A 12,015-nucleotide genomic window follows, 5' to 3' on the forward strand; every position below is an offset into this window, starting at 1 on the left:
CCCACCTCGATGGCGCTGCCGGCCGCCGTGAGCGCCGCGAAGACGATCGCAGCGGCCACGAAGAAGAACGCGATCGTCGTGAAGGGACCGGCGCCCCCCGAGACGGCGAGCACCATCAGGACGCCCCCGAGGTACGCGCCGAGCATCGCGAACGCCCCGTGGGCGAAGTTCAACACGCCCATCAGCCCGAAGACCAGGGTGAGCCCGATGGCGAGTATGAAGTACACCGCGCCCTTGCCGAGGCCTTCGATGACGATTCGCGCGAAGGTTCGCGGCTGGAGGAACCGGCCCAGCGCGTCCGCCCACAGCGGGACGTCCGCGATCGCGGCGAGCAGCGCGAGGAACTCGCCGCCCGCTCCGAGCGCGCCCCCGATCATGCCGACAGGTACCTCTTGATGCGTTCGTCGTCGGCCGTGACTCCCTCGGTGTCGCCGGACTCGACGACCGTTCCGTGGTCGAGGAGGTAGAACCGGTCGGCGAGGTCCATCGCGAGCGGGAAGTTCTGTTCGACCAGCACCATCGTCGTGTCCGCCGAGGCGGTCCGCAGCGCGTCGACGACCGTCTCGACGATCATCGGGGCGAGCCCCTCGCTCGGCTCGTCGACGAGCAACAGGTCGTTGTCGCCGACCATGCCGCGCGAGATGGCGAGCATCTGCTGTTGCCCCCCGCTCAGGTTGCGCGCCTCCTTGTCGCGGAATCGCTCCAGGTCCGGAAAGAGCTCGAACACGTAGTCTCGCTCGGCCGCGAAGTCGCCGTCGGGGGGAACCGACACCCTGAGATTCTCCTCGACGGTCAGGTAGCCGAACATCCGGCGGTCCTCCGGCACCCACCCGATCCCCTTTCGGGCGACCTCGTGCGCGCTCAGCCCCGTCACGTCCTCGCCGCGGAATCGGACGGTCCCCTCGCGGGGCGGCGTCAGCTGGAGGATCGATCGCAGCGTGGTCGTCTTCCCGACCCCGTTGCGGCCGATCAGCGCGACGATCTCGCCCTCCTCGACGGTCAGGTCGACGCCCTGGAGGATGTGACTCTCCCCGTAGTAGGTGTGGACGTCTTCGACGTCGAGGAACGGGTCGCCGTCGTCGCTCATCTCAGGCGCCCACCCCCGTCGCCTCGCCGGCACCGCCCTCGTCGTCCGGTCCGACCCCGTCGCCGTCGTATCCGCCGAGATACGCCCGCTGGACGGCAACGCTCTCCCTGACGACGGCGGGGTCGTCGTCCGCGATGATCTCGCCCTGGTTGAGGACGACGACGCGATCGCTGATGTCCATGACCACGTCCATGTTGTGTTCGATCAGCATGATCGCGTGGTCGCGCGCGACGTCCTCGATGATGTCCGTGACCGAGGTGACGTCCTCGCTCGAGACGCCCGCCGTGGGCTCGTCGAGCAGGAGCAGGTCGGGGTCGCCGGCGAGCGCGATCGCGATCTCGAGGTTGCGCTTTTCGCCGTGACTGAGGTTCTGGGCCGCCCGGTCGGCGTACTCGACGAGGCCGACCCGCTCCAGGATCGCCTCCGCTTCGGCGAAGTGGTCGTCGAAGGCGTTCACGTTCCGCCAGAACTTCCAGGCGTCGCCGCCCCGGTGGGCCTGGACCGCGATCCGAACGTTCTCGAGCACGGAGACGGTCGGGAAGATATTCGTGATCTGGTAGGAGCGGTGGAGCCCGAGCAGCGCCGTCTCGTGTGGTTCGGCTCCCGTAATGTCGACCGGGCCGTCGCCGTCGGACGGGACGAACTCGACCGAACCGCGGGTTGGCTCGAGCACGCCGGTAAGCAGGTTGAAGAACGTCGTCTTCCCGGCGCCGTTCGGCCCGATCACGGAGCAGAGCTCGCCCTCCTCGATGGCGAAGTCGACGTCGTCCACCGCGGTGATGCCGTCGAACTCCTTGGTCAGGCCGGCTGTCGAGAGCAACATCGGCGCTTACCCCAGATCGCAGTCGAGCTCGTCGGCCGGAACCATGACCTCCTCCGCGTCGAGCGTCGCGATCGGCTCGCCGGGCATGACCGCCGCGCCCCACGTTTCCGCGAACTCCTCGTCCGTCGGGACGGGCCAGGCGACGGTCATCTCGGAGGCGGCCTGGTTGTTGGACTCCTGGAAGACGTAGCCGCCCTCGCCCTTCGGCGTGTCCTCGACGGTCATGCCGCGCATCGCGTCGGCGATGTCGTCGCCGTCCGTCGACTCGGACTCCTCGACCGCCTGCACGAGCGCCGAGCCGCCCACGAAGGTCCCCCCGCTGAACAGGTCGGGAACCATCCCGTAGGCGTCGACGTGCATGTCGATGAACTCGTCGTTGATCTCGTCGTCGTACTGGTTCCAGTGGTACCGCGAGGTGAACGGCCCGAGCCCGGCGTCGCGGACGTCGTCCTCGGTGAAGTCCTCGCCGAGTTCGGCCTCCACCGTGTCGCCGATGAGCTGGGTCGTCAGCAGGTCGGCGAACCCGCCGAAGAGCTGGACGTCGTAGCCGATCCCGGTCGAGAGGAACGCCGGCAGCTGGATCGCGGTGAAGCCGCCGACGACGCCGTCGGCGCCGTCCGCGACGGCCTCGTCGAACAGCCCCTCGAACTCCGTGAAGTCCGAGTCGACGCCCCGGGGGTCGAGCACGTCGAGACCCTCCGCCTCGAGCACCGCTTGCCAGTTGTTGGCGACGGACCGACCGAACGCGTCGTCGATGTGCATGATGGCGATGGTCGTCGCGTCCGTCTCCTCCGCGACGAATCGGCCGCCCGCACGGGCGTCCATCGCCGTGTGCTCGCTCGCGCGGAACACCTTCTCGTGGCAGTGCTCCGCGGAGTTGGTGATGTCTGCGTCGGCGGCCGGGCCGACGATGTACGGGATATCCGCCTCGGCGACCGTCGTGCCGATGACCCGGCGGGCGGACTCCGACAGCGTCCCGCCGAAGAGGACGTCGACGTCGTGATCCACGACGAGGTCCTCCGTCACCCGCTGGGCGGTGTCGACGCTCAGCTCGGTGTCCTCGAGGTATATCTCGTACGTCGGTCCATCCTCGGGGTCGAACTCGTACTCGCCCGGCGAGACGTCGGCCACGTCGTCGGGGCTCTCCCCGTACTTGTAGGCCAGACCGGAGTAAAACCCCATCAGGCTGATCTCGCCGTAGTACTGGAGGTCGCCGGATACCGGCTGGAACGCGCCGATCCGGAGGGTCTCCCCCTCGACGTCGGCCTCCTGGTCGCCGCCGAGACAGCCGGCGAGTCCCGCCACGCCGACCGCGGTCAGTGCACCCGTTCGCTTCAGCACCGTTCGTCGACTGCTACCGGTTCCCATATGTACATTCCTAATAGACAGGGTCCCATAGGACGGGAGGTTCGTATACCAACCCGCGGGGACCGCCGCGTCGGTCCGCGGCGCCGGCGGTGCCGGGACCGCCGGCTGCCGATGCCGGGTTGCCGCGCCGCCGATCGGTGCATGGATCAGCGGCCGGTCGACCGTCCCACCTTCCGATTCCGAGGAGCCCCGCCGACGTCCCGCCCTCGGGAGCGGCGTCGGTCACTCGAGATCCAGTTCGTCCATCGCCTCGACCACGCGCCGGAGGACCTTCCGCTCGGCCCGCCTGACGTTCTTCGAGACGGCGGTGTCGGAGACGTCGAACTCGTTGGCGAGCATCTGGAGCGTGGCGCCCCGCGGTTGATCGAAGTAGCCCTTCTCCGCTGCGACGGTCAGCGTCTCGCGTTCGGTCTCCGAGAGCACGCGACATCCCTCGAGCAGCGACGTCGCCGCGTCGGCGTTCTCGAGCAGGTCGAACAGGTCGTCGCCGGCGACCTCGGACCGGGACTCGACGGCGAACTCGTTGTTCCGGTCCAGCTCCGAGAGGGCGTCGCTCGCGATCCGCTCGGCGTCGAACCCGACCTCCCAGCGCTCCCGGCCCGCCTCGATGTGGAACGGCCCGGTGATGTAGCCGTCGTTGTCCCTGATCACGCGCATCGCGTTCGTCTCGTCGATCTCCGTCCGGATCACGGCGGTCTCCTCCCGTTTGCGGAAGAGATCGCACTCCCGCATGTTCGGGTGCCCCTGGACGGCCGAGAGGCCCGACTCCAGGGCGGATCGATCCGTCCCTTCGACGAGCATGCGCGTCTCGAGGCTCCGGCTGGCCGCGTCGAACTCCCACTGGACGGCGCGAAAGGCCACCGCGTGATCGTCCGTCGTATCGATGAACGGACAATCGTACTGCTCCATGTCCAGCGTGAGGTCGATCATCGTCGTGCTAGATCTTGCCGCGGTCTCATAACACTTCGTGCCGGTTGTGATTCGATTTTTCTCGAAAGTTAGTCGTCGCCCGACGTGTCGTCGGTCGGTCGGGTCTCGCGGGTCGAGTTTTCGGTGGGCCCGGTACCGCGGGTCGAGTTTTCGGTCGGTCGGGTACCGCCCGTCGTGTCGTCGGTCGGTCCGGTACCGCGGGTCGAGTCGTCGCTCGCTCGCTCGCTCGAGGACCGTCCGTTCGCCGCCTCCCCGAACGCCTCCTCGATCGCGGCGCGGTCGAGCTTCGAGGGCCCGCTGGTCGGCATCTCGTCGACGAAGTCGAGGTGTTTCGGGATCTTGAACCGCGCGAGTCGCTCGTCCATGAACGCCTCGAGTTCGGCGAGCGTGAGCGGCGGTTCGACCTCGGCGTCCGTCGACTCGGCCCCGCCCGTCGCCGCCTCGGTCGGCTCGACGACCGCCTTCCCGACGGTGCCCCACTGCTCGTCCGGGACGCCGATCACGATCACCTCCGCCACCGCGGGGTGGTCGGCGATGACGTCCTCGATCTCCGGCGGGTAGACGTTCTCGCCGCCGCTGATGAACATGTTCTTCTTGCGCCCTTCGATGTGGTAGAAGCCGTCGTCGTCGCGCCGAGCCAGATCGCCCGTCGAGACCCACCGGCACGCGGGGGCGCCGTCGGCCACGGGATCCCCGACGGCGGCGGCCCGCGACTCGCCGAAGGTCTCCTCGGTCGCCACGGGGTTGCGCCAGTACCCCGGCGCGGCGTGGGGACCCGACAGCTCGAGCTCGCCGATTTCTCCCGCCGGGAGGGGCTCGCCATCTTCGTCGACGACGCGGACGTCGGTGTGCAACACCGGCTTGCCGACGCTCTCGACCTTCTCCGGGGCCCACTCGTCCGGCATCGCGAAGTTGTTGGGCCCGCACTCGGTGAGCCCGTACCCCTGGGAGATCTCGACCCCGCGGTCGCGCCACTCGGCGATGACGGCCTCCCGACAGGGGCCGCCGCCGCTCTTGACAAACCGCAGCGAGGAGAGGTCCGTCTCCGCCCACTCCTCGTGGTGGGCCATCGCCCGCAGGACGGCGGGCACCGCGACGAGGACCGTGGCCCCGTGCCGGTCGACCTGTCGGAGGATCCGCTCGGGTTCGACCTCGCGGTCGATGACGATCTCGGCGCCCATCGAAAAGAACGGGAGGGTGAGGACGTTCCAGCCGCCGGTGTGGAAGATCGGGAACACCATCGGGGCGACGTCGTCGGGTCGAAGTCCCCACGCGGTGATCGTGTTGAACGAGTTCCAGTAGATCGAGCCGTGCGTGATCGTCGTCTCCTTCGGGACGCCCGTCGAGCCGCCCGTGTGCAACAGCAGGTGCGGGTCGTTCAGCGCCCGGTCGGCGATCGCCACCGGAGAGCCGTCCTCGGGGAGATCGTCGCGGTAGACGTCCCAGCCGCCGGCCGGATCGGCCGTTTCGAGTTCCCGCACGATCGGCTCCGCGTCGGCCCGCGCGAGCGCGTGCTCGACGCGCTCGACGTACGGCGACTCGATGACCAGCAGCCGCGGCCGGACGAGGTCCAGCAGCTCCGCGAGCTCCGGCGGCGCCAGCCGGTAGGACAGCGGCGCGAGCAGCGCGCCGAGCTTCCCGGTCGCGAAGAAGAGGTCGAACGCCTCGATCCGATTGCGCGAGACGAGCGCCACGCGGTCGTCGACCCCGACGTCGAGGTCGGCGCAGAGTCGCGCCGTGCGGTTCGCTCGCTCCTCGAGCTCGCCGTACGTGTACTCGCTTCCCGCGGTCTCGTCGACGATCGCGGTCCGGTCCGGGGTGAGCGCCGCCCGGCGCCCGCTCCAGTCGCCGACCCACTCGTAGGGATCCTGGCCCCAGTTCATGCGTCGCTCACCGGGTTCTCTGCGGCGGCGTCGACGTCTTCGCGCGCGTCACCGGCCCCGCCGCTTTCGACGTCTTCGCGCGCGTCACCGGCCACGACGTTCTCTCGCGTATCATCAGCTCCGCCGCCTTCGACGGCGCCGTCGAGGGGATTCGTCTGCAGGAAGGCTGCCAGCCGATCGTTCACCCACTCGGCCTCCTCGACGAAAAAGAGGTGGTGCCCGCCCTCGAGGAGTTCGAGGCGGCTCTCGGGCAGCCCCTCGTCGAGCAGGCGGGCGTTCTCGACGGGGACGACGCGATCCGCGTCGCCGTGGAGGACGAGCGTCGGAAGCTCGAGCTCCTCGAGCTCGTCGCTCGCGTCGAACGCCATCACGCCGGCGGCCTGGGCTTCGCGCGCGGCGTCGTCGGCGTTCTGCTCCAGGCGCCGGTCGACGATCCACTCGACGAGCGCCGGGCGGTCCTCGTACAGCGAGTCGGAGACGCTCGGGCGCATGCGGCGTTTGATCCGCTCGCGTTCGTCGGCGTCCTCGGGCTCGGCGAACATCTCGGCCCGGGTCTCCTCGGGGACCGGGACCGCGTCCGGGCCGCCGTGGGTCGTACAGAGCAAGCCGAGGCCGGCCGCGCGATCGTACTCGACGGCGTAGCGCTGGGCGATCATCCCGCCCATGCTGGCGCCGACGACGTGGGCGCGGTCGATTCCGGCGTCGGCCAGCACGGCCTCGAGATCGGCCGCCATCTGCGGGATCGTGTACGGGCCGTCCGGGGCGTCCGAGCGGCCCGTCCCTCGGTTGTCCGGGAGGACGACGCGGTACTCGTCCGCGAGGGCCTCGCGCTGGCGGCGCCACATCCACCGGCCGGTGCCGAGGCCCTGGACCAGGACGACCGGCTCGCCGTCGGCCGGCCCGTCGATCTCGTAGGAGAGGGAGAGTCCGTCGTTGGTCGCCGTGGGCATACCTCTAGGTGTGTTCACCGCCCCCGAAGTACCTCACCGTTCGATGATCAACCCGCACCTACAGGCGGGTCGGTCCGTACCTTCCGATATGGCAGTCGCAGGACCCGGAGACGCCGCCAGCGCGAGCCTGGATATCGGCCAGGCCGAGATCGACGCCTTCGCCGACCTCGTCGGCGACGAGAATCCCGTCCACCTCGACCCCGCCTACGCACGGGAGGTGGGCGCAGAACCGTCGACCGCGGCCGACGGCGGTCCGACCGAGGGCGACTGCGGCGACGGCCAACCGGACGACGACGGCCTCTTCGACGGGACCATCGCCCACGGCATGCTGGCCGCCGGCGTGATCTCGAGCGCGCTCGCGAACCTCCCGGGGGACATCGTCTACGTCTCCCAGGACCTGAGCTTCGAACGACCGGTCTATCCGGGACGGACCGTAACTGCGACCGCCGAGGTCGCCGAGGATCTCGGCAACGACATGCTCCGGGCGCACACCGACGCCACCGTCGGCGACGAGACGGTCGTCTCGGGCGAGGCGGTCGTTCTCTCGCTGGAGTGAGCGGGAACGCGGGCCCTCCGCCGAACCTCCGACCTCGACGAAGCTCGTCCCGTCGGGTGGTGAGCCGATCGGGGACTCTCCTACAGTTCGAACGCCCCGTCCACGATTTGCTCGGCCATCATCGCCACGTAATCGACGTACGGTTCCCGCTCGGACTCGAGCCCGGCGTCGAGCCGGTGTCGGTGGAGCTGCTCCCAGATCGTGGCGAGCGTGATCGCGGCGAGCGCCCGGTAGAACCGCTCGTTCTCGAACTCGATCCCGGTCCGCTCTTCGTACCGGGCGACCAGCTCTCGCCGACTGGGACTCCCCGGGTCGCCCGTGAACGGGGCCAGCCCCCGCTCGTTGGTCGCCCCCAGTTCTCCTATCGCGCCCTCGTCGCCGTACCGCTCGCGGAGCCCGTCGAGTGGCGGCGTCGGGTCGCCGTCGTCGCGCCAGCGGAGCAGGAAGTACCCGAGCTCGGTCCGCGGGTCGCCGAGAAACGCCGTCTCCCAGTCCAGCACGCCGGCGACCTCGGGCCGGTCTCCGCCCGCCAACAGGACGTTGGCCGGTCGGTAGTCCCCGTGAACGAGGCTCGTCTCGGCGCTCGTCGGAACGTTGTCGCGTAGCCAGTCGGCCACCTTCCAGATGGCCGGCGGTTCCCGTCCGGTCGCACCCGTCGCCGCCTCCAGCTGGCCGAGGACGCGCTCGAGCTGTTCCTCGGTCGACTCCCGCCGACAGACGTCCGCGAACCGATCGGCATCGACCGAGTGAACCTCGGCGAGCGCGTCGATCAGGCTCGTCGCGACGACCTCGCGCGCCGACGAGGTCCGGAACCGCTCGGGCAGGTCGTCGCCGAGCGGGACCGCCACCCCGTCGAGGTGGGTCGTCACGAGGAACGGATCGCCGACCACCGACTCGTCCTCGCAGACGAACACCGGATCGGGGGCCGGGACGGCCGTCTCCCGGAGCCGCCTCAAGACTTCGTACTCTCGGCGCACCTCCAGGAACGATTCCTCGCCACGCAGCTTGTTCGGCCGCCGAAGGACGTACGCGGGCGCCGCGTCCCCCACCAGCCGGATCCCGAGCGAGAGGTTGAGTCCGTCGTGGAGCACCTCGGTTCCGGCCACGGCGCGGTTCAGTTCCGCCGAGAGGAAGGCGTCGAGGTCGGCGGCATCGAGGTCGCCGTCCGTCCGAGTCATACGCCGTCGTCGGATCGAAACGGCATAAATCCGGCCGGTCGAGTTCGCGAACGTCTCCTCCACCCCGCGCGGACGGGAGGAGGCCCCCTCACACGAGCACTCGCTCTAGCTCAACCACCGTCCCCGACTCCGCGTCCGACTCGCCGACCAGTCGACCCAGACAGACGGCCGACCCGTCGGGAGTGAAACAGGCGACCAGCGCGTCCGGATCGACGTCGGGCGCCTCGATCACCCCCGGCGCGTAGACGGGCGCGCCCTCCGCGACCTCGCGGGCGGCCGTCTCCGCGATCGTCACCGACGGGATCCCCTCGAGGATCCGCTCGGCGGGGTCGACGAGTTCGCACAGCGGTTCCGGATCCCCGTCCTCCAGCCAGAACGCGAGCGCGTCCACCAGGTCGTGGGCGGTGACGAGGTCGCGGTCGTCGAACGGGTCGGTCGCGGTCCGGCGGAGGTGGCCCATGTGCGCGCCGGTGCCCATCGCCAGCCCGAGGTCGTGACAGAGCTTGCGGACGTAGGTGCCGCTCTCACAGCGGATCCGCAGGAGCGCCCGTCGGTCCTCGACCTCCAGGACGTCGAGGTCGTGGATCTCGCGGATCCGCAGGCGCCGCGAGACGGCGCTCTTTCGGGGCGGTTTCTGGTAGATCGGTCCCTCGAACTCGGCGGCGACCGACTCGACGTCGGTGGGGACGGGCGCGTGACACTCGAGGACGGCCACGTACTCTTTGGCGCCCTCGAGGAAGACCTGCGCGAGGCGGGTCGCGTCCCCGAGCATGAGCGGAAGACACCCCGTGACTTTGGGATCCAGCGTCCCGGCGTGGGCGGCCCGCTCGATCGGCGCTCGATCGGCGGATTCGAGGGCGTCGTCGACGGCGTCCCTGATCCAGGCGCTCACCTGGTGGGAGGAGGGGCCGGGCGGCTTGTCGAGGTTGACCACGCCGAACGCGAGCAGTTCGGCGGGCGAGCGGTCGTCGGGCGGCGGGCGCAGTGACATGGTCGTTCGGTGTCGGTGTCGCGCGTCGCGGTCAGAACTCGACCTCGAGGTCGACGGGCGCCTGTCCCTCGTCGCCCGCGGCGTCGTACTCGTCGACGGCGGTGACGAGCATGTCGAGCACCGCGTCGGGATCCCAGCGGGCGGTGTTGACCGAGAGGTCGTAGATCTTCAGGTCCTCGATGTCGATGCCGTAGTACTCCCGGTAGCGCTGGGCCTCGCTGGCCTCGCGAGCGCGGGTCTCCTCGGTCGCTCGCTCGGGATCTTTCCCCTCGCGCTCGGCGATGCGCTCGCCGCGGACGGCGGCTGGGGCGTCGAGCCAGAACCGGAAGTCGGCGTGCTCGCCGGCGAGCCAGCCGGCCAGGCGCGATTCGAGGACGAGGTCGTCTCGCTCGACGGCCACCTGCCGGAGCCGCCGATCGAGGTCCCGGTCGATCTCCTCGTTCTCCTCGGCGAGCTTGTTGAACTCGAGCGGGGTGTAGCCGCGCTCGTCGGCCAGCTCCCGGAAGATGTCCCCGCCGCTGACGTGCTCGAGCTCGAAGTGCTCGGCGAGCAACGCCGCGGTGGTGCTCTTCCCGCTCCCTGGCGGGCCGGAGACGGTGAGTAACATACCGGGACTGTGCGGGCGGCCCTAAAAGGGGTTTTGAAACGGGCGGCGCCGGGAATCCGGTGCTGAGCCCCCGGTCGTGTCGGGCGGTTCCGTACGGTGGCGGAGTGCTCGCGTCGTCGGAGTGGTGATGTCGACGGCTGGGTGCGGTCGGCGGCGTGCGCGCGGCGCTGGAGTGCTCGCACCGTCGGAGTGGCGGCATCGGCGACCACGTTCGCGTTTCCGAGGGCGTCGCTGCGCTCACCCCTCGCCCTGCTCGCCGTTCGCCGTTTCGAGGATTTCGCTCGCGCCGCTCGCTCGATCCTCGCCGCTCACGGCTCGTCCTGCTCACCGTTCGCCGTTTCGAGGATCTCGCTCGCGCCGCTCGCTCGATCCTCGCCGCCGCCCTCACGTCGTCGGGCTCATGTTGATGTTGAGCGCCTTCCGGAGCAGCTGGGAGAAGCCCAGCGAGCACAGGAAGTACCAGACGATCCAGGCCCGGATGGGGCCGAGGACGCCGTCGCTGAGCTCGATCTGGCCGACCAGGGGCATCACCATCTGGGACTCGGCGCCGGTCAGCGCGTGGGCGCCGTCCCCGTGGAGCTTCCAGTACATCCAGAGGAACAACGGGATGACGAAGACCATGATCCAGACCATCATGCGGAACTGCTCTTTGAACATCCCGAGGTTCTCCGTCATCGCCTCCATCTGCTCTTGCTGGACGCGATCGAGCTCGTTCTCGAGGCGCTCGATCTCCGCTTCGGGCGCGTCGCGTTCTTCGGCCTCCTTGAGCGCCTCCTGGGCGTCCGAGCGCTTTTCCTGCATCGCCTTCATGCGCTTTTGGTACTTGCCCATGCGCTCGGGATCCATCAGGTTCGCCTGTACGATCGCCGAGTAGAGGCCGGTGAACAGCGCGACCGAGAGGATCACGCCCCAGAAGGGCAGCGCGGCGTCGAGCGGGGCGAGCATGAAGTTGATCGTGCCGCCGACCGCGTCGCGCACGGTGTCCATCCAGTAGCCGAACATCAAGAGCAGCGAGACGGCGCCCGCCATCTTGTCCCACTGGGTCCAGCTCGAGGCTTCGGGATCGATCTCGACGCCGCCGATCGGCCCGTCGTCGCCGTCGCCGTCGAGCGCGTCGTCGAACGCCTCCCGATCGGCGATCTCGAAGCCCTCCTCGCCGTCGACCAGCACGCCCTGCTCGATGATCCGCCCCCACTGGCCGCTCGTGAGGTCGTCGTTGACGTCGCCCCACGCGACCTCGCCCCCGTTCTCGTCTGCGCGCTCGCGGATTGATCTGAGGGCGGCCTCCATCTCCTCGTCCTCGCGGAGGAGGGAATCGACTTTCTCCGCCGTGCGCGTCATTCGTTCGATCCTAGGCAACCTCCGGTATACAAGCCTTTTTCTTCTGTCGGCGACCGTCGGCGCCGCGAAATCGGGGCCGCCTCGCGTCGGCGCAGGTACCTCTCGTGACCGTCCGCGGACGGGTGGGCTCGTCTCGGCGTCGAATCCGGCTCGCCCTGCTCGCCGTTCGCCGTTTCGAGGATCTCGCTCGCGCCGCTCGCTCGATCCTCGCCGCTCACGGCTCACTGCGCTCGCCGTTCGCAATTTCGAGGCGACTCACTCCGTTCGTCGCCTCGCCGCTCACCGTTCCGAGGACCCTCGC

General features: G+C 69.5%; 10 protein-coding genes and 2 pseudogenes. 1 reads left to right on the forward strand and 11 read right to left on the reverse strand.

Annotated elements, in window-relative coordinates; genetic code table 11:
- The 7 genes and pseudogenes from QZT59_RS17915 to QZT59_RS17945 form a co-directional block, all read right to left on the reverse strand.
- A pseudogene (locus QZT59_RS17915) lies at positions 1-377 on the reverse strand (branched-chain amino acid ABC transporter permease); the annotation flags it as partial.
- Positions 374-1,087: an ABC transporter ATP-binding protein gene (locus QZT59_RS17920; protein WP_290819252.1), complete on the reverse strand. Its 714-nt coding sequence runs from the start codon at positions 1,085-1,087 to the stop codon at positions 374-376. The pseudogene QZT59_RS17915 and the gene QZT59_RS17920, both read right to left, overlap by 4 nt.
- A gap of 1 nt (position 1,088) precedes the next feature.
- Positions 1,089-1,910, reverse strand: coding sequence for an ABC transporter ATP-binding protein (locus tag QZT59_RS17925; protein WP_290819253.1), 822 nt, complete (start codon positions 1,908-1,910; stop codon positions 1,089-1,091).
- Positions 1,911-1,916: 6 nt separating this feature from the next.
- Entirely contained in the window at positions 1,917-3,278 is a 1,362-nt protein-coding gene (locus QZT59_RS17930) for an ABC transporter substrate-binding protein (RefSeq protein ID WP_394348678.1), read from the reverse strand.
- Between the two features lie 222 nt (positions 3,279-3,500).
- Positions 3,501-4,208, reverse strand: coding sequence for a helix-turn-helix domain-containing protein (locus QZT59_RS17935; protein WP_290819255.1), 708 nt, complete (start codon positions 4,206-4,208; stop codon positions 3,501-3,503).
- A 68-nt stretch (positions 4,209-4,276) separates the two neighbouring features.
- Positions 4,277-6,091, reverse strand: coding sequence for an AMP-binding protein (locus QZT59_RS17940; RefSeq protein ID WP_290819256.1), 1,815 nt, complete (start codon positions 6,089-6,091; stop codon positions 4,277-4,279).
- 146 nt (positions 6,092-6,237) lie between these two features.
- Positions 6,238-7,041, reverse strand: a pseudogene (locus QZT59_RS17945) (alpha/beta fold hydrolase); the annotation flags it as partial.
- An 88-nt stretch (positions 7,042-7,129) separates the two neighbouring features.
- On the opposite strand from QZT59_RS17945, the gene QZT59_RS17950 reads away from it, so the two are divergent.
- Positions 7,130-7,597, forward strand: a complete 468-nt coding sequence (locus tag QZT59_RS17950; protein WP_290819257.1) for a MaoC/PaaZ C-terminal domain-containing protein — start codon at positions 7,130-7,132, stop codon at positions 7,595-7,597.
- An 80-nt stretch (positions 7,598-7,677) separates the two neighbouring features.
- On the opposite strand, the gene QZT59_RS17955 is transcribed toward QZT59_RS17950, so the two are convergent.
- The 4 genes from QZT59_RS17955 to QZT59_RS17970 all read right to left on the reverse strand — a co-directional run bounded on the left by QZT59_RS17955 (position 7,678) and on the right by QZT59_RS17970 (position 11,714).
- Positions 7,678-8,775, reverse strand: coding sequence for a phosphotransferase family protein (locus QZT59_RS17955; RefSeq protein WP_290819258.1), 1,098 nt, complete (start codon positions 8,773-8,775; stop codon positions 7,678-7,680).
- 88 nt (positions 8,776-8,863) lie between these two features.
- Positions 8,864-9,898 (reverse strand): RNA-guided pseudouridylation complex pseudouridine synthase subunit Cbf5, encoded by a 1,035-nt coding sequence (locus tag QZT59_RS17960; protein WP_290819261.1) that lies wholly within the window; start codon positions 9,896-9,898, stop codon positions 8,864-8,866.
- Positions 9,798-10,373, reverse strand: a complete 576-nt coding sequence (cmk, locus tag QZT59_RS17965; protein WP_290819259.1) for a (d)CMP kinase — start codon at positions 10,371-10,373, stop codon at positions 9,798-9,800. Before cmk ends, QZT59_RS17960 begins: the two co-directional genes overlap by 101 nt.
- Before the next feature lie 384 nt (positions 10,374-10,757).
- Positions 10,758-11,714 (reverse strand): DUF106 domain-containing protein, encoded by a 957-nt coding sequence (locus QZT59_RS17970; protein ID WP_290819260.1) that lies wholly within the window; start codon positions 11,712-11,714, stop codon positions 10,758-10,760.
- Between the last annotated feature and the right edge of the window lie 301 nt (positions 11,715-12,015).

This window comes from Halovivax sp., assembly GCA_007119345.1.
GTDB lineage: Archaea > Halobacteriota > Halobacteria > Halobacteriales > Natrialbaceae > Halovivax.

Excerpts from the sequence above, each read along its gene's own strand:
- QZT59_RS17930 (WP_394348678.1), bottom strand. The coding sequence starts at position 3,278 with ATGGGAACCGGTAGCAGTCGACGAACGGTGCTGAAGCGAACGGGTGCA.
- QZT59_RS17940 (WP_290819256.1), bottom strand. The coding sequence starts at position 6,091 with ATGAACTGGGGCCAGGATCCCTACGAGTGGGTCGGCGACTGGAGCGGG.
- QZT59_RS17970 (WP_290819260.1), bottom strand. The coding sequence starts at position 11,714 with ATGACGCGCACGGCGGAGAAAGTCGATTCCCTCCTCCGCGAGGACGAG.
- QZT59_RS17950 (WP_290819257.1), top strand. The coding sequence starts at position 7,130 with ATGGCAGTCGCAGGACCCGGAGACGCCGCCAGCGCGAGCCTGGATATC.
- QZT59_RS17920 (WP_290819252.1), bottom strand. The coding sequence starts at position 1,087 with ATGAGCGACGACGGCGACCCGTTCCTCGACGTCGAAGACGTCCACACC.
- QZT59_RS17935 (WP_290819255.1), bottom strand. The coding sequence starts at position 4,208 with ATGATCGACCTCACGCTGGACATGGAGCAGTACGATTGTCCGTTCATC.
- cmk (WP_290819259.1), bottom strand. The coding sequence starts at position 10,373 with ATGTTACTCACCGTCTCCGGCCCGCCAGGGAGCGGGAAGAGCACCACC.
- QZT59_RS17925 (WP_290819253.1), bottom strand. The coding sequence starts at position 1,910 with ATGTTGCTCTCGACAGCCGGCCTGACCAAGGAGTTCGACGGCATCACC.
- QZT59_RS17955 (WP_290819258.1), bottom strand. The coding sequence starts at position 8,775 with ATGACTCGGACGGACGGCGACCTCGATGCCGCCGACCTCGACGCCTTC.